We start from the raw sequence: 17951 nt of genomic DNA, 5'->3' as shown, positions 1-17951 counted from the left end.
CCTTGCCTCCTTACGCTTCTTCTTCTTTGTAGTCGATCCCTAACTCTTTACTGATCCCAGCATAGCCTTCTGCTTCTAGGCGTTTGGCTAAGTCTGCCGAACCGGTCATCACGACACGGCCTTCCATCATGATATGAACCACGTCTGGTGTGATGTAGTTTAACAGACGTTGGTAATGGGTGATGATCAAAGCGCCAAAGCCTTCGCCGCGCATTTCATTGACGCCTTTTGCTACGACTTTCAAGGCATCGATATCTAGACCAGAGTCGATCTCATCCAAAATCGCAAAGGTTGGATCTAGCATCAACAATTGCAAGATTTCATTTCGTTTCTTTTCTCCACCAGAGAAGCCTTCATTCAGATAGCGTTCCGCCATTTCTTCGGGCATATTCAATAAATCCATTTTTTCATCTAATTTTTTCAAGAAATCCATGACAGAGATTTTGTCGTCTTCGTCACGTTTGGCATTGATCGCTGCCCGCATGAATTCTGCATTGGTGATGCCTGGAATTTCACTTGGGTATTGCATCGCCAAGAACAAACCTAAGCGAGCTCGCTCATCCACTTCCATTTCCAAGACGTTTTCGCCGTCGAACAAAATTTCTCCTTCTGTCACTTCATAATTCGGGTTGCCCATGATGGCAGCGGACAAGGTTGATTTCCCTGTACCGTTTGGTCCCATGATGGCATGGATCTCTCCAGTTTTTAACACTAAGTCAACACCTTTTAAGATCTTTTTATCTTCGATTTGGACGTGTAGATTTTTGATTTCTAAAACTGACATTTCTTTCCCTCCAGTATCTTTTCTTTCTCACTATTTTAGACTAATTGAGAATGAACTTCAAACGCTATTCCCGACTTTTTTAAAATATTTCTAATCTGTACATTGGAATTATTATAAAGTATTACATAGAGATAGTACATGGTTATTGTCTGTAATGCTAGAAATTTTTTTGATTTGTTGTAAAAAAAGAAAAAGGAATACGACATTGGCTGCCGTATCCCCTACCTTCACTTCTGCTGTGCCCATTCTTCTCGCAAGATGCCATACTTGATGGAATCATAATAGGTGCCTTCCCAGAAACGGACTTTGCGGATCTGGGCTTCTTTGGTCATCCCTAGCTTTTCTCCTAGTTTCATCATGCGGTGATTGCCCGACCACGTGGTGTACCCGACACGCTGGATATGAGGCTGTGATTCAAACAACTCATTGATCCACTGGCGAATTGCTTGGCTGCCAATGCCTTGATTCCAAAGGGAAGCATCATAGATGGCTATCCCGAATTCCAACCACTGCTGCAAGGTATTGTCTTCCCAATAAGCGGTCGCGATCCCCACGATTCTACCTTGATAGCTGATCGCTTTACGTAACGGGTTGTCGATACAGCTAGCGCCAAACCCCGTTCGAAATTCTTCCCACGTCAATACGGGGTCTTGGAAATACGGTCCGTCCCATTTTTTCCATTCTAAATCTGCCTTTGGTCCATAGCTGATCGACCAAAGTTCAGCAAGCATTTCTTCGGTAATCGGTTGAAGTGTGACTGTTTCTGCCATTTTCAAGCCCCCCTTTCTCCTAAAAAAAGTCGTCTCCTTTATTCGTAGACGACTTTCTTTCTATTTTATCTGAAATTTCCGTAAGTTTAAATAAAGGAGTCCGAAAAAAAGGACTGGAAAAAGAGTAAAGCCAAATTGCGGCTTCAAAATCAAGGCGACAAAAACGGCAACAAACAAACAGGTTGCTAACAAACTAACAGGCCATTTTTTCAAAGTGAAGAAAAGTGCGGTACGCAGGACATCTTTCTTAGCTGCTTTTGGATTACGCACTTGGAAGTACCACGCGTTGATACTAAGAGCTATGGAAAGCATCCCTAACAAAAGAAAGAAAGGAACGAGCCATTTGCCACTTTCAAATTGAATCGCAAACAGAATATCCACGATCGCAATGACACTCCCCAGCCAGCCGATGAGCCAATAGAGAAACCCGCGCACGGCAAAGGTTCGTAAAAAGTAGCAGAAATCTTTTACTGGATCGATGTCTTTGTGTTCTGCAAAGCGATCGATCGCAGCCAGGAGGCTGATCATGCTTGGACCAATCAGCAAGAGTGCCAATGCAAACCAAAGGAGGTTTCTAGGATCGACTGCCAAGAACATTGCCGTGAGGGTGTAGGGTGTGTTCACGACCCAAAAACTGATATTCAGGGCAAAGCCAATATATAGCCAGCGGAAGATCCGCATGTAAAGATTGTTTTCAAAGGTAGGTTTGGTAAACATGATTGATCACCTCAATTTTTCATTCCCGAAGTAGCGATTCCTTCTACGAAGTATTTTTGCATTGCTAAAAAGACGATCGCCACTGGCAAAATGGAGACCACAGATGCTGCCATGATCAGGGCGTACTCGGCATCATATAAGCCGACAAACATTTTCAACCCTAACTGAATGGTTTTGTTTTCGGTTGAGGAGAGGTAGATAAATGGTCCCATATAATCATTCCATGTATTGACGAAGGTGATGATGGTCAGACTCGCTAAAGCGGGCTTCGTCAGTGGTAGAATGATTTTTCGATAGATCCCCCACTCACTCAAACCATCGATCCGCGCACTTTCACACAGTGAATCAGGAATACTACTATAGTATTGTTTCAACAAAAAGACGCCAAAGGCACTGAAGGCTTGTAAGAGGACCAAAGACCAAAGCGTGTCTGTCAGCCCGAACTGGCGCATCATGATGAACTGAGGAATCATATAGGATTGCCAAGGAATCGCAATCGTACCGATGTATGTCAGAAACAACAGGTCGCGTCCTTTGAAATGCATCTTCGAAAACCCATAAGCCGCAAAGCTAGAGGTAAACAGTTGGATCAAGGTAATGATGACGCTCAAAAATGCTGTGTTCTTGAAAAAAGTCAGCAAAGGAATGCGATCCCAGATCACCGTATAGTTTTCTGGGTGCCAACTTTTTGGAATCCATTGGATCGGTACGCTAAAAACATCGTTATTGGTCTTAAAAGAAGCAGAGATCATCCAGAGAAACGGGATCAGTGTCACTAACGCGAGAAATGTTAATAAAAGAATCAAGGAGACACTGCCGACCGACAGCTTGGCTTTTTGTTTTGGTTTGGCTTGAACATTCTTTTTACTCAGTGTATTTTCCATCTGTACTCCCTCCTTACACCCGTTCTTGTCTTTGGTTCCACTTAAACTGGATCACCGTGATGCCCAAAACGATCACAAACAAGACCATGGCGATCGCAGATGCGTAACCAAAATTAAATTTCACAAACGCTTCGTTGTAAATTTGATACACCAAGACATTGGTGGCTCGACCGGGTCCGCCGGCAGTCATGACTTGGACCAAATCGAAGATCTTGAAACAGTTTATGACCAGCATGATCGAAACAAAGAAGGTCGTTGGTCGTAAGGACGGCAACGTCACGTTGCGAAACTGCTGCCACTTGTTGGCCCCATCGATCGAAGCCGCTTCATACAATTCCTTTGGCACACTTTGTAGCCCTGCCAAGTATAAGATCATGTAATACCCCATGCCACGCCAGACGCTGACTATGATGATCGCCGTCAAAGCCCAATCAGAGCTGGAGGTCCAACCAGGAGGATTTTCAATAAAAAATTTCAAGAACTGATTGATTGGTCCCATCGTTGGGTGAAACAACATGTTCCACACGACAGCGATCGCAACTAACGAGGTGACATAAGGAAAGAAGAAGGCAGTACGGAAAAACTTCATTCCACGTACTTTTTTATTCAATAAAATCGCTAAGCCTAAGGAACATACTAACGTTAATGGAACGACGCCAATCGTATAGAGAAAGGTGTTCTTTAACGAGATCCAAAAGGTGTCGTCCCCTAGCATTTTGCTGAAATTTTTCATTCCCACAAATTCAGGCGAACTAAAGGAATCCCATTCCATGAAAGCCAGAATCAATGAGAACACAACTGGCACTAAGGTAAATAAGAAAAAGCCGATAAAGTTCGGTGCAATAAAAGACAGCGCGGTTAGCGTATTTTTGCGTTTCAACTTATTGGCTGCTTTTGATTTTGAGGTTATTTCCATATTTGTCTCCTGCTGCTTGCCAGCAGGCCCCCTTTCATTAATAAAGAGAAGGAACTTTTTTGCCCAAGTCCCTTCTCTCGTTAGGACTATTCGGTTTCAGATTTCACCCTTTTTTCCATATTCGCAATGCCTTCTTTTGGTGTTTCATCCCCTAAAAGGATCAAGTCATGTTCTTCTTGCAAGATTTTGTCGATCGCTGGTCCATTTTCATCGACAGGAAACTCGATCGCGACGGTTTCTGGATTGAAGGCTTTTTTCGATACTTCATCGGCGGGCATGCCTTCACGGGAGAAGTAAAGTTCATCAATGGCATCAGTCTTATACGAAGGAACGACACCGACTTCTGCTAATACTTTGGCGCCTTCTTCACCGGAACAAAAGTCTAAGAATTTTTGCGCAGCTTCTTGATGTTTTGAATTTTTATTGATGGCAAAAGCAGTCGGAGAACCAAATGTCGTTACTTCCCCTTTTTCATTTTGCGGCATTTCCGCAATGCCCCACTCGACATCTGTCTTGCCATCGTCGATATTGGTCATCAATGCACCCATATACCAAGTTCCCATGTACATCATGGCTGCTTTTTCATTTTCAAATTGTGATTGATACGTAACTTTCGTTGATTTTGCTGTCCCAAAGTCCATTTGTGCTTTATCGTCTTGCATCCGCAATGCACGATCATAATATTCTTCTAAGTAGTCGTATTGAGGATCGATCAAGTTGGCACCATTTTGAGCAGCTGCAATCGCTTGAGTAGTAGAACGCCATGTGTGTTGATACGCACCATAAATTTGTTCGTCTGGTTTTGTTAGCTGCTTGGCAAGCTCCTCATATTCGTCCCAGGTGATGTTTGATGGGTAGTCTAAGCCTGCTTCATCGAACATTTTTTTGTTATAATACAAGACCCAAAAATCCGTCCGATACGGTTGTGCATAAGTTTTGCCTTCTACGTCATACATGTCATAGCTTTCTTGCGCTGGGGCAATATCCAATGATCCGATATGGTCGGTGAGATCCACCAATTGGTCCCGCAACGCATAATTAGAGTAAGAAAGTAAATTTTTCATGGTCAAAATATCTGTCGTATCTCCGGAAGAGAGCATGGTCGTCAGTTTGGTATCATAATCATCTGAAGCAATATCGACAGGCTCAACGGTAATGCCCGGATTCGCTTCTTCAAAGGCACGGAATAGTTTTTCGAATTCAGGTGTCGTATCGTAATTCCAAGTGGTTACGGTCAATTTGATGTCGCCATCTTCAGAAGCAGCGGAATCATCTGTCGCTCCGCCTCCACAGGCTGCCAAAGCTGCGATCGTCCCAAACATCGTTGCTGCTAATAAACCTTTTTTCAAAAAGTGCATTTTTATTCCTCCATTAAACATTTTTTTAAAGGGTCGCCCCTAAAACTACCAATAGGAATACCAACTTTGTGACACCCGCATCAGCGCTTCCATGTAATAATAATCGCCCCAGATCATGCATTCATCGACCCCTTTGAGGGAATTCTTGTCATAAACCCCATGCATCAAAAGTCCGTTTGATTCGGGATGGTCGATCGTTGTATAGTTTTGGGCTAACGATGCCAAGATCGCCAAGGCGTTTTTCTGGTAGGCGGCTTGGTTTGGCTGCGTGATCGGTAAATGTTTCGCCAGTTCTAACAAGCCACAGACTGCGATGGCGGCGGCCGAACTATCCCTTTCTTCCTGACTACCATCGCTAAACACTAAATCCCAATAACTGACCTTGTCCGCCGGTAATTCAGCAATAAAGTAATCCGCAAGGTCTTGAGCAGTCTTCAAGAAACTGGTATCACCGGTGTAAAGGTAACTAAGCGTAAATCCGTAGATTCCCCACGCTTGCCCTCTTGCCCAGCAGGAATCATCAGCATAGCCTTGTTGGGTATTGCCGCCGATCGCCGCTCCAGTTTCAACGTCGAAGTAATAGGTGTGGTACGTCGTGGCGTTGTCTCGCACGATGTATTTCTGGGTCTGCTTGGCATGAGCATAGGCTGCTTTTTTGTAGGATTCATCCCCGGTCATTTGGGAAGCAAAATACAATAGCGGCAAATTCATCAAGCAATCAATAATGATGCGCCCCCGTTGTTGCGGATCATCGAGATTGCCCCACGCTTGAATGATCTGGGCTTTGGGTGAGTAACGGGCCATTAATAGATCGGCGGCGGCAATCGCGAGTTTTTTCGAAGATTCCCGTCCGTTCACTCGATAGTCGGCAATCGCAGTCAAACTATACAAAAACCCGATATCATGGGTTTCTAGTCCAATTCTTTGGTTCAATCGTTCTTGGAAAGAGTGCAGCTGTTTTTCGATGGTTTCATCAAATTCTGTTGATCCCGTCAGTTCTTTACTCAAAAACAACATGCCAGTCCAAAAACTCGCCGTCCAATCATGGTTGGCTTCTGGTCGATAGACAAGCTGTTCACTTGCTGCAGGTGGGACCAACGTGTCAAAGGTCTTAGTATTCTTTCTTACTTGATTAACGGTGAAGTCGATTTGCTCGGCTACCCATTGTGATAGCTGTACGTCATAGCTGGTTTCCATTTTTTCCTCCTATTCGCTCAACCTGGATCATATGTCCGGATTGATTGATCGTAATGTTGTTTGTTGTCACTTCGACGGTCACTGCTTGTTCTTGTTCTTGTGGAAGCAAGCCGGTGACGAGGGAAACGAACAGGTGCTTTCCCGCTTGTCGTTGAGCAGTTAAATACGGCAGCCAAGTTGCAGGATACAAGAGGTTCGTATTGGGCTCCGTTCGTAAGACATCGCTCGTTTCATAGCCAGCGATCACCTCGATTTTCGAATAGCCGATCGATGTTCGTACCGCAGCGCTGCTTGCGGTTTTTTCAGTGATGGCAGTTGCCTCTTTCGGTGATGAAAACCCACCCTCATAGAAAGAAAGGGCGCGCTGAGAATTGATCTCATGAATGCGAAGGTGACTGCCTATCAGTGGAATGATCGTTGTTTTTATCTTCACGTCTTCCCACGGATCCCATTCATGAATGATCCGATCAGGTAAAAGCTGATACTGGCGATCCAATCCTTTGGTGCGAAAGTAATGGTCATCTTCTGACAAAGCCAATGTGTTGTCATAATTTCCTTCATAAAACCAATAATTGCTCTTGGGCACGCTATTGCCAAACGTCGTTGAGTAGACAAATTTGCTATATTTGCTGCTGGCATGACTTTGATAGTTGATAAATTGTCCTGCAGGAAACATCAAGGCATGCGTCAAGTCTTGATTGTGTTGATAAAAGTTCTTACTGATGGGATGAGCCAGTGTTCTTTCAGCGATCGCTAATGGCGTGGGAGTGGCTTGCCAATAGGGATGCTCCTTTGGTACCGCTAACAAAAGAAAGGTTTTTAACGCCCAATAAGGCGAACCTGGTGCATTGTAACCTTCGGCAAAGATCAGATTCTGGTACGAATAGCCGACCGTCAGTATCCCTTCGGAAGTAAAAATGTCTTGCTGCATCCACTGATGCAGGTGACGACTGATCAACCCCTTGATCTCTCCCCATGGCAATGCTTCAACATCCGCAAAAACCAATGCGCTGAAGAAAGAAACTTGCGCAAAGCGATACGTCAAACTTCGACCAAAAGGAACGGCGGCACCACCTGCTGCAAACCAATGCTTGAAGGTTTGAGCAAAATCGGTGGCTCGTTGTTTGAACTTCGTTGCCCTTTCAAGATCTTCAGGGACAAATCGACAGTACAGAAGACTATAGTAGTGGATCGCAAAAGATACATAATAATCGATTTGAGTGGCTACTCCGTCACAGTACCATCCTTCCCCTAAATAAAAGGTCTCGATCAATGCCAAGTCAGCATCGATTTTTTCTTGAGAAAAGCTGCTGCCACAACGCTTCATGGCTACATTGACGAGAACCCGAAAGAAATGCCAATTGTTTGCAGGAATTTCTCGTTGATTGACTTGGATCAGCCACGCATGGAGATCATCTTTTTGGCGTTGGGATAAAACATCCCACGTTTTTTCTTTGTTTAATAGTAAAAAAGTACTTAGCGAAGCCATTTCCACGATTCGTTGGTCGAAGTCTTCCACAACACCCCAATAATCGGGACTCTCTGGATCTGTACCCGCAATAATTCCTGAGAGATAGGTTTCCATGAATGAATCTTCTTGCTGGGTTAGATAAGGCGCGAGTCCCCAAAGTGGTCGCAAGAACGCTTCAAGTTCCTGTACCTCTTTCTCATAGACAGTCCCATGGCTGCCTAAAGCCAAGTATCCGGGACGACTGCTTGCAAAAGCGGGTTTGAGTTGATCCATGATCGTTTTGAAGCCGGCTGCTACATCTTCATAACTTTCAAATTTATTCTTTTTCAATTGCTGCAGCTTCTGTGATTGCATCCGCATCCTTCCTTTCAATCAATGTCGCTTTAATAAACCCATAATATTCTCCGTAGATCGTCACCACTTCTTGTAGTTTCAATTGCTGACTTTGTTCATTGAATACTTGGTACTGTCCAGCCGCTGTTTCTAAAATAAATCGATCCCCTTTCTCAATGTCTGCTGTTTTCGCATCACTCTTCACGATGGTGCCAGATAGCTTCACGAATTCATGCAACTGGACGACACCTTGCGAAAAATCTTCGTCAGAATAACAAAGCGCTCGTTCTTTTAATTGCTTTTCGCTGCTTTGGGAAAATGCTTGCGTCTGCGTTGCTTCATTTGGAGAACAAGCAGTCAACCCCATAAGTAGACCCAGGATAAATAACGAATTAATCCACTTCATTCATGCCACCCTCATTTTTTAAAACGCTTTCTTCATTTCAAATCATACTTTTTTTTAGGAAAATAATCAATAGTTTTTCCTAAAAAAAGTAAAATTTTTACTTGAGGGCAATTTCTCTCTTGGTTTTTTTACTAAAAAGAAATATACTGAAGAGGAGAAGCATTGGAGGAGGGATTCTATGGCTACGATTACCGACATAGCGACCATAGCTGAGGTATCAATATCAACCGTATCACGGGTTCTGAACTACGATCCTAGTCTTTCAGTGACCGAAGAAACCAAACGAAAGATTTTCGAGGCAGCTGAAAAACTAAATTATACGAAATACAAAAACAAGCAAAAGCAGCGTGAACTACCAGTGGATGTACCAAAAAAACACAACAAATCGATCGGGATCGTTCAGTGGCGGATGGATGATGAAGAATTGGAAGACATTTACTATATGTCGATTCGTTTAGGTGTGGAAAAACGCGCCGCCGAACTGGGTTGTGATCTGTTAAAAATCTCCAACCTTGATGAGTCAGTGATCCAGTCCGTCGACGGCTTACTGGCGATCGGCAAGTTTACAGAAGAGCGGGTCAAGAAGCTCCATGAGCTACACCCCAACCTCTGTGTGATCGGCAGTAACTTTCCGCTGGATGACTACGATTCTGTCAATACCGATTTTACGCAAGCAACCGAGTTGGCTCTTTCTCACTTGATGGGACTTGGTCATCAAAAAATCGCCTTTATCGGCGCCGAGGAAAGTCAAAATATGTATGGGTATCGGCGGTACAAAACGCCAACGGTCAACACCTATGTCGATATGATGCAGCATTATCAGCTGTTTGATGAGGATTATTTCATCGTGAAAGAAAATAGTCGTTTGGATGTCCAAACGGGGGAAGAATTAACGGAGCAGGCATTGGCTTTGTGGCAGGATCACTTGCCGACTGCGATTTTGGCAGCCAATGATGCCTTTGCGATCGGGGTCATTCATACGCTAACGGCTCATGGAATCAAGATTCCTGAAGACATCAGTGTTATGGGCATCAACGATATTTCGGTGTCACGTTATGTCTCTCCACCCCTTTCTTCGGTCCAAGCATTTACTGAAGAGATGGGTGAAACGGGGTTAGAGCTACTCTATAACCGCATCGAAAATCCTGGGATCGCCAGACGAATCTTTTTAAGTACCCAGCTGGTGATTCGTCAATCTACCGCAAAACCAAAAGAAGGGTGAGAAGCTGCGGTGTCTTCTTGCATTGATCAACGTCATTGCAAGGAAGCACCGCATCCTTCTCACCCTTTTTTTATTTTAATGGTCGTTTTGATTTCCCCTGTCTGCTCAAGCGCGTATTCGGCTTGGATCAAATACACTTGTGCCTGTACACCATGGTGGTCTTGATAAGTGACTGGCTGTATTTGGATCTTATCACTGGTAAAACGAAGAACACAGCGTGCTTTTTTTGTCATTAGTTGAACGGTCTTATTTTGCACCATTGGTGGTATGTTCGTGATGAAGTTTTCTACCACTAGATTCTTTGGTTGGTGCTCGGCAAAGACAAAATGGTCTTCGATCGTTACTTGTTGTTGCGAGACAATGAAGCGCCGCTGGCATTCAGTGACCGCTGCTTTCGGATAGAACGCACTGAGGTCTAAGTCAAATTGCTGGTCATTGACCTGCAGCACCGTTGCTTCCTCGGCTGTTGCGCGTTGGGTATGCTGATTGATGATCGGCAGCGAATGACTGATTGCGGCTGCGGGAAAGTAGTGATAGCGCGTGTTGTCATCAAAATACTCTTTCGTGTATTCCCCTGCACCAAGGTCCGTCAGAAACAACTCCTCCGTCGTTCCTAAGACAAAATGACCGACATCGAGATGATTGTGGCTTTCTTGATTGCTCCCCCCTTTGGCAGCAAAAAAGAGATCCTGCTGCACATCTTTTGCCATGAACCACTGCGCTTGTTCAAAATAGTGATGAAACGAGGCATTCGTTTCTCGTGTGATCGCTTCGTTATGCCAATACAAATTTCGATAGCTATGGGCAAACCGGTAGCAAGGATCAAAATCTAACGGACTGACCCCCGATAATTGGGGAACCGCCACGCCCAAATGCTCGTAGCAATAACTGACCAAACCACTAGGCAGTTCGATCGCCGAATAATCAGAAAAAGGAATGTAATGCCCTGGAGAAATCATCGTGTAATAAGGAAAAGCGGCAATTTTTCTGATTTTAGGCTGCTTTAGGTAGGTGTCTTCTTGCAATACTTCTGCTAACAATTGCGCATAATACAGAAAATAACCAAACCCATACGCCCAGTATCCAACACCTTCTACACAAGCACCATCTTCGCCAAAGCTGTTAAGATAGCTTTGCATTGCGGTATCCAATCGTTTGATCATCCGCAATTGTCGCTCACTTTTTTTCGGCAATACATAGAGCGCCGTCATTCCAAGACAGCCACCAATGACCGCGGACCAATTGTTCTCTTTTGTCTCCCACTCCCAGGTTTGCTCCTCGAAGGGTAAAAAAAGCCGTTGATCGATCTCATACAACACTCGTTCTGTGATGACTGGTGAAAGGTCTCCCCCAATCAGCATCAACAATTCCGCTAAGGATTGCCCAGTTTCAGCTGCAAAAAGATCGACTGTGTGGCGCGCTTGCGAAGAAAACTGGCCATCGACAATCGGCAGATGCGCTGGCAGACACCATGTATATTCATTGCAGATTTCCCAAATCACTTGCTCCAGCAGCACTTTGATCGCTGCCTTACGCTCCATTTCATAAGCAAGTCCTAAAACCACCAACATCCGTCGGCGGGCAAAATAATGGGATTCGAAGACAACACGATTCCCCGATTCGAGATACTCTTGATAGCCTTGATAAGGCAAATAGGGAATCTCACCAGTGTCAAGATAAGCCTGTGCCGCCTGTAAAATTTCTTCTTTTACCTCTGCTGGATTCACGCGTTTTCCTCCTGAATAGAGCGTCCGAAGACTTCGATTTGGGTCAACGCTGGAAATGGTGAGGGATCGTCATTTTGGATCAGTTCATGCAATTTTACCCAAGTGACCGTTCGCGGCTGGAAAGAAAACCGTTGAGGCTGGCTGCTTTTGACCGTATGCAAGATTTCTTGACTCCCATCGGAAAACGCCAACGTGACTTGTTGCCAATAGCTATCATGGGGAAAATCCGCCCGTAACGTAAGCGCACATTGGTCGATGCTGACCTCATGACCAAAGTCGATCGTCAAAGCGGCATCTGCTTGTTGATTGATCCCCCATGAGCCATAGGGATAATTGCCATGAGACGTATTGGCAAAAATGCCATCAATAGCGTTACAAGCGAAAAACGTCGCATCATCTCTTGTTTCAACATTGGCATGGGCATGCGGATAGGCACCCAAGAATTCTTTTTGATCATGAGGGTTTAAGGCGACGTTGCGGTAAGCCGCTAGTTCTTCTTTTGTTGCTACCCGCACACTCAAATAGTGACTTTTCCCAGCAAAACGGCCTTCTGGCGCAGCTTCTTTGGCATTTTTACTAAGATTTACGGGGTAGATCCACTCGTTGCCTTTGATGTACACCAAAGTAGTCGCCAGCGTTTCATCGAGTGTGACCCACACAAATTGTCCGCTGCGTGAGAGCGAAACAACGATTTTATCTCCGTCCTCGTAACAACACTCTTGGGATGCCAACGTGACAAAGTCTTCCGCCGTCGCTTGCAGAAGGGTAGATTCACTTTCAGGTGCTCGTTTGCCTTGTTTTACTTGATGCTTTTGGTCATAAATCGTTAAGGAAATCTGGGTCATTGCATGTAGCTCCTCTCGTATTTTCTCCATTATAGCGATGTCGACAAAAAAATGTAACTGTTTCCAGCGATTTTTTACTATTTTTTTACTTAAAACCGAGAAATGCAACAGTTTCCATTTCTTTATTTTACTAAATAAAGTAAAATAACAACTAAAAGGAGCTGTTTGCATGAGAAACTTCCAAGAAGCATTAAGTAAGAACCCTCTTCGAACCAAAACCGATCTAGAAGAGGCCCTTGTTGATCTGGTCACTCCCATATACGAATGTATGGCACAACAAGGAACTCCCGGGAGGGTCCACCTAGGAAATTCAGGAGCGGTGTACACTCAGGAAAAGAGTGACATCGAAGGCTTTTTACGGACACTCTGGGGATTGGGCCCATTGTTCAGCCAAGAAGAAGCGTGTCTTCGTTTCCCAAAACTTTTTCAACAAGCCAATGCCGGGATCGTTGCAGGCACCACCCCGACCTCTCAGGAGTACTGGGGAAAATTGCATGACTATGACCAATTGTTTGTGGAAATGGGTGCCCTTGCTAGCTATTTGATTTTTACCAAACCGATCTTTTGGGATCGCCTCACACCAAGAGAGCAAACGAATCTCTTTGATTGGCTCAACCAGATCAATCAGCACACGATCCCTAAAACCAATTGGCTCTTCTTTCGGATTTTAGTCAATACCTTCTTTGAAATGGCAGCATTGCCTTTTGTAGAAACCACCCTTTTGGCTGATCAAGAAGAGATCGAGAGGTATTACTTAGCAGACGGCTGGTATTTTGATGGCTATGAAAATCAAATCGACTATTATATTCCTTTTGGGATGCAATACTACGGACTCCTTTACAGTGTTCTTACCTGTCGTTCCCAATGCCCTTATCAGTTTAACTACCGTCAAAGAGCCGCTACGTTTGCTCAATCCTTTAAGCAGTGGTTCACAAAAACCGGTGCGGCATTGCCTTTTGGCCGTAGTCTAACGTATCGGTTTGCGCAATCAAGTTTCTTTGCCGTCGGTGCTTTCGCCGATATAGAATATGAAGGCTTCACAAAAAATGAAGGAAAATATTTACTGTTACAAAACATGCGTTACTGGTTTCGCCAACCAATCTTTACGCAAGAAGGCTTTTTAAGTATTGGCTATGCCTACCCCAACCTAAATATGGCTGAAGGCTATAACGCACCAGGATCGCCTTATTGGGCTTTCAAAAATTTCTGTGTATTGGCAATCCCAGCGGATGCTGAATTTTGGACGCTTGAGGAGCAGGTGCCAACCTTTGCCACACAGGTGCGCAATCTTCATAGTCGGATGCTCTTGGTGCATAACCAAGAAGGCACAGAATTGCAAGCTTTCACGGTGGGGCAGCATTCCCACGAACATGCTCACGGCAATGCCAAATACGAAAAGTTTGTCTATTCGACAACGTTTGGGTTTAGCGTACCGAAAGCAACCGTTTTATTGAAACAAGGTGCTTATGATAATACATTGGCGATCTCAGAAGGGCAGACGGATTTTAAAACGGCTTTTGGTTATGAAGCCTTTGCGATTGAAGATGACTACGTCTATAGTCGCTGGCGTCCCTACGAACAGGTCATCATCGAAACCTTTGTGATTCCGATGTATCCTTGGCATCTGCGTTACCATCGGATTCAAACGGATCGAAGGTTGCAACTGGTCAATGGCAGCTTTGCAGCACCGGCTGATGGTACTGCGTTTTCTAGCAAAGAAGGCACCTTTTATCAAAGCTCGGTTGGCTGTGTTGGTATCAAAACCTTCGCGACGCATCAAGAGGGTACCCTCTTGATGCCAGAACCCAACACGAATCTACTTTATAGTCGAACAGTCATCCCTCAAGTAAGCAAAACCGTTCTCGCCGGACAACAGGAATGGCTCGTTGCGTGTTTAGGCAATGCCTTTTCTGATCAGATCCCACCCTTTGATGTCACTATCACAGCGGACAAAATAACAATGAGCAAAGGGAATCAGAGAAAAACTATTCAGCTTAACTACTAGCAAAAAATTATTGGCAAATGCTAGTAGAAAAGCTACCGAAAACACCTTTCTGATTTACGGGATTGAAGAATGCCCCCCCAGAAGTTCGATTTCAGTCTAAGGTTTCAGCGTCGGTACCTTCTGATCTCTACGTTTCTATTGGCAAAGAGCAAAAAAATACTTGTACCACAAAACGGTTCTTCACGCATTGTGAAGCGCCGTTTTTTTTTTGGTACAAGTGATTCATGTTTTGATTGACGATCAGTGCTTATTTCCCGAAAAGCTTTTGGAGAAACCCTTTTTTCTCAGGGACTTCCTTTGTCTCAGTCACCTGAAGCGGTCCAGTTTCCTTCACGACTTGCTGAAAACCACGATTGTCTTGCAGCAACAGACCGTTTAGTTCCAAAATCCCAGTCAGACTGCCAATCATCCGCCGCACCTCTCCCGCACTTTTGCCAAAAAAGCGCTGGTCGTCGTTTGCTTCGGCTTCTTCCAAAATGACCAGCAGCTGCTGGATGCTTTGATTTTGTTCACCTAAGACGTACGACAACTGGTCAACTTCCACTGTTGTAGTTGCCGCTGACGGTACTAAATCCGTTACGAGCTTTAAGCTATCTAAATAATCCTTTAAGTCAAAAATGAACGTTTGTGCTGCTTCATTATTCATTAATTGGCTTTGACCCAATTCCCTTTGTAGCGCTTCCAATTCGCTTGAACGTTTAGAAAGTTCGCTTACGATCGTTTCTGTATCCATACGCCACCTCCTAATGACATTGTCCCGTTTTCTCTTGCATCCGTCAAGAATTCGTCGGATTTTTTTCAGCGTTTTTACCGATCAGACCTGCCTATTGCTCCTGTTGGTACTTTGTCGGTGCACAGCCATAGCGCTTCGCAAAGAGCCGATTAAAATGGTTGATATTTTGGAACCCAGATTGAAACGCCGCCTCTCGAATCGTTAGTGTTTCGTTGCTGCGTAAATAAAAAAACTTTTGAAACCGAGCTTGCAATAAATCTTCTTTGGGCGTTGTATGAAAAAACTGTTGATAGAGCTTATAGAATTGGCTTTTACCGATGGAAAGCTCTCGGCTAAACTGGGAAAAATCCCATTGCTGCTCACAATTGACTAACATTTTCAACCGCATCGCTTGAAACAGTTGATAGTGTTCGTGTTGTGGTTGCGGGATGCTTTCTTCAAAACTGCGTTCAAGTAAGACCAATAGATTTGTCATATACGCCGCGATCAATTCTTCCGTGTGCCGTTGCGGCAACAAGGATTCATGATTGATCTTTTGGATCAATTTGTTGATTTGTTGAATGTTTTTCGGCTGGAACAGTTGGTTGCAAGGGATCGCATAGGTTTCTTCGATCACCTGATCCGTTTGAAACTCAACAAAGCTATTAAAAAAATCTTCTTTGCCACGATAATCTTGATAGACGGTTGGAGGAAAAAGAATGCAGCTACCTTTTTCACTAGTTTCTTGATGACCATCTTCAAAAGTGAAAACCATTGGAGACAACGTCAACACGAAAAGATAATGCTTTAAGCCAGAGGGTCGATAAATATGATCGGAAACAGCATTGTGCATTTGAAATCCTGAATAGGTTACGTTCAACTTCTCACTCCTTCCTACTTGCCTTTAGTATAAAGAAAACGGACAAAACGTCAATAGAATAAGACAGAATGTAGTGTTTATTTTCATGGACTATCGCTACAATGAAAGAAAAGAGAGGGGTTGCAAAATTGAAGAAAACTACGATGTATTTAGACAAACACTTTATTTTGGCACCAGTCGACGAACGGATCTACGGCTCTTTTGTGGAGCACTTAGGGCGCTGTGTGTACGAAGGGATCTATCAACCAGAAAGTCCTTTTGCCGATGAGCAAGGCTTTCGTCAAGATGTCGTTACCTTGATCAAGCAGTTGAATGTGCCGATCGTCCGTTACCCAGGAGGCAACTTCGTCTCTGGGTATAAATGGGAAGATAGCGTCGGACCTAAAGAGCAACGGCCAGCAAAAATCGATTTGGCCTGGCGGGTGATCGAGAGCAATCAGTTCGGCTTAAACGAATTTATGGATTGGACCAAAGAAGTCAATACGGCACCGATGATGGCGATCAATCTTGGGACACGAGGAATCGAAGCAGCGAAAAACTTGATTGAATACACCAATTTAAAAGGCGGCAGCTATTATAGTGATCTCCGTCGTACCCATGGGGTGGCCGATCCTCATGACATCAAACTTTGGTGTCTAGGCAATGAAATGGACGGCCCTTGGCAAGAAGGACATAAGACAGCCGATGAATACGGCCGTCTCGCAGAAGAAGCTGGCAAAGCGATGCGTCTGGTGGACCCAACGATCGAAACCGTCGCTTGTGGTAGTTCTTCTCTCACGATGCCGACCTTTGGCATGTGGGAAGATACAGTATTAAGTCATTGTTACGACCAAGTCGACTACATCTCCATGCACCAATATTATGGCAACCGTAACGGCGATAGCCAAGATTATCTAGCAAGCAATGTCGCAATGGATCAGTTCATCAGTCAAGTCGCAGCGATCTGTGATGCGGTGAAAGCCAAACGCCGAAGCAAGAAGACGATCAATATTTCCTTCGACGAATGGAACGTCTGGTATCACTCAAATGAACAGGATCAAAAAATTGAACCTTGGAGTCAACACCCACCACAATTAGAAGACGTCTATCACTTTGAAGATGCGTTACTCGTCGCAAGCATGATGATCACGATGCTTCATCACGCAGATCGCGTTAAAATCGCCTGCATGGCACAGCTGGTCAACGTGATCGCACCGATCATGACTTCCGATACTGCCGCTTGGAAACAAACGATTTTTTATCCCTATGAAATGATCAGCAACTATGGTCGCGGTCACGTGTTGCATAGCATCCTTCGAGGAGCTGATTTCGATAGCAGCCACGGAAAAGCTTCTTATGTGGATGCCATTGCGATCGAAAACGAAGATGACTATTTGACCTTTTTCTTGGTAAATAAGGATTTGCAGGATGCCAACGAATTCACTTGCGACTTGCGTCAATATGATTCATTGCAAATCGCTACCCATCAAGTGTTGCACCACCCAGACTTGCATGCCGTCAATACCGAAGCAACCCCGAACAACGTTGTACCCGTCAATGGAAAAACAGCGGAATTGAATGACGGCATTTTGCGTGTCGTCTTGGAAAAACAAAGCTTCCAGATGCTACGCTTGAAGAAAAACGGCAGCAAGTAACGAGCCTATCTGTTTGAGCAAAAAAGCAGCCGCCTTGGCGATACCCTGAAAAAATGAGACTTTTACGGAGTGGAGACATCCACTCCTTTT

Annotated in this window: 16 protein-coding genes; 3 read left to right on the top strand and 13 right to left on the bottom strand. The window is 44.4% G+C overall.

Annotated features, from left to right (window positions below; all coding sequences use genetic code 11):
• Nucleotides 1-10 precede the first annotated feature (10 nt).
• From sufC to IGJ42_RS02425, 9 genes are all read right to left on the bottom strand, one after another.
• Nucleotides 11-784 (bottom strand): Fe-S cluster assembly ATPase SufC, encoded by a 774-nt coding sequence (gene sufC / locus IGJ42_RS02465; protein ID WP_005232112.1) that lies wholly within the window; start codon nt 782-784, stop codon nt 11-13.
• A 227-nt stretch (nt 785-1011) separates the two neighbouring features.
• Nucleotides 1012-1554, bottom strand: coding sequence for a GNAT family N-acetyltransferase (locus IGJ42_RS02460; protein ID WP_008376042.1), 543 nt, complete (start codon nt 1552-1554; stop codon nt 1012-1014).
• Nucleotides 1555-1614: 60 nt separating this feature from the next.
• On the bottom strand, nt 1615-2271 hold the full coding sequence (locus IGJ42_RS02455; RefSeq protein WP_429947027.1) for a DUF624 domain-containing protein: 657 nt from the start codon (nt 2269-2271) through the stop codon (nt 1615-1617).
• Nucleotides 2272-2282: 11 nt separating this feature from the next.
• Nucleotides 2283-3155 carry a carbohydrate ABC transporter permease gene (locus IGJ42_RS02450; RefSeq protein ID WP_005232123.1) on the bottom strand — a complete coding sequence of 291 codons (873 nt, stop codon included), beginning with the start codon at nt 3153-3155 and terminating at the stop codon, nt 2283-2285.
• A gap of 13 nt (nt 3156-3168) precedes the next feature.
• Nucleotides 3169-4071 carry a carbohydrate ABC transporter permease gene (locus IGJ42_RS02445; protein WP_005232126.1) on the bottom strand — a complete coding sequence of 301 codons (903 nt, stop codon included), beginning with the start codon at nt 4069-4071 and terminating at the stop codon, nt 3169-3171.
• 86 nt (nt 4072-4157) lie between these two features.
• Nucleotides 4158-5429 (bottom strand): ABC transporter substrate-binding protein, encoded by a 1272-nt coding sequence (locus IGJ42_RS02440; protein ID WP_429947026.1) that lies wholly within the window; start codon nt 5427-5429, stop codon nt 4158-4160.
• A gap of 45 nt (nt 5430-5474) precedes the next feature.
• Complete coding sequence (locus IGJ42_RS02435) at nt 5475-6626, bottom strand: glycoside hydrolase family 88 protein (RefSeq protein ID WP_086316854.1); 1152 nt, start codon at nt 6624-6626, stop codon at nt 5475-5477.
• The gene (locus IGJ42_RS02430) at nt 6610-8451 is read right to left on the bottom strand and encodes a DUF2264 domain-containing protein (RefSeq protein ID WP_429947024.1); all 1842 of its coding nucleotides are present in this window, start codon (nt 8449-8451) and stop codon (nt 6610-6612) included. Before IGJ42_RS02430 ends, IGJ42_RS02435 begins: the two co-directional genes overlap by 17 nt.
• Nucleotides 8414-8836: a hypothetical protein gene (locus IGJ42_RS02425; protein WP_086332977.1), complete on the bottom strand. Its 423-nt coding sequence runs from the start codon at nt 8834-8836 to the stop codon at nt 8414-8416. Before IGJ42_RS02425 ends, IGJ42_RS02430 begins: the two co-directional genes overlap by 38 nt.
• A gap of 178 nt (nt 8837-9014) precedes the next feature.
• On the opposite strand from IGJ42_RS02425, the gene IGJ42_RS02420 reads away from it, so the two are divergent.
• The gene (locus IGJ42_RS02420) at nt 9015-10058 is read left to right on the top strand and encodes a LacI family DNA-binding transcriptional regulator (protein ID WP_275626403.1); all 1044 of its coding nucleotides are present in this window, start codon (nt 9015-9017) and stop codon (nt 10056-10058) included.
• Between the two features lie 59 nt (nt 10059-10117).
• Here the strand turns inward: IGJ42_RS02420 and IGJ42_RS02415 are convergent, their stop codons facing one another.
• Nucleotides 10118-11785, bottom strand: coding sequence for a heparinase II/III family protein (locus tag IGJ42_RS02415; RefSeq protein ID WP_275626404.1), 1668 nt, complete (start codon nt 11783-11785; stop codon nt 10118-10120).
• Complete coding sequence (locus tag IGJ42_RS02410; protein ID WP_034878078.1) at nt 11782-12630, bottom strand: hypothetical protein; 849 nt, start codon at nt 12628-12630, stop codon at nt 11782-11784. The genes IGJ42_RS02415 and IGJ42_RS02410 overlap by 4 nt, the downstream gene beginning before the upstream one ends.
• Before the next feature lie 169 nt (nt 12631-12799).
• On the opposite strand from IGJ42_RS02410, the gene IGJ42_RS02405 reads away from it, so the two are divergent.
• Complete coding sequence (locus IGJ42_RS02405; RefSeq protein ID WP_429947023.1) at nt 12800-14635, top strand: DUF2264 domain-containing protein; 1836 nt, start codon at nt 12800-12802, stop codon at nt 14633-14635.
• 247 nt (nt 14636-14882) lie between these two features.
• Here IGJ42_RS02405 and IGJ42_RS02400 read toward each other — a convergent pair whose 3' ends face one another.
• Complete coding sequence (locus tag IGJ42_RS02400; RefSeq protein WP_429947022.1) at nt 14883-15368, bottom strand: hypothetical protein; 486 nt, start codon at nt 15366-15368, stop codon at nt 14883-14885.
• Nucleotides 15369-15459: 91 nt separating this feature from the next.
• Nucleotides 15460-16227, bottom strand: a complete 768-nt coding sequence (locus tag IGJ42_RS02395; protein ID WP_034878082.1) for an AraC family transcriptional regulator — start codon at nt 16225-16227, stop codon at nt 15460-15462.
• Nucleotides 16228-16328: 101 nt separating this feature from the next.
• Here IGJ42_RS02395 and IGJ42_RS02390 point away from each other — a divergent pair, with 101 nt between their 5' ends.
• A complete protein-coding gene (locus tag IGJ42_RS02390; RefSeq protein WP_429947021.1) occupies nt 16329-17861 on the top strand; it encodes an alpha-N-arabinofuranosidase in 1533 nt (510 codons plus the stop codon).
• Nucleotides 17862-17951 lie beyond the last annotated feature (90 nt).

It is taken from the genome of Enterococcus sp. DIV1067f (assembly GCF_050543505.1).
Taxonomy (GTDB): domain Bacteria; phylum Bacillota; class Bacilli; order Lactobacillales; family Enterococcaceae; genus Enterococcus_D; species Enterococcus_D entomosocium.
The sequence above is the reverse complement of the archived record's forward strand: the minus strand, read 5'-3'. Positions and strand labels throughout refer to the sequence as shown.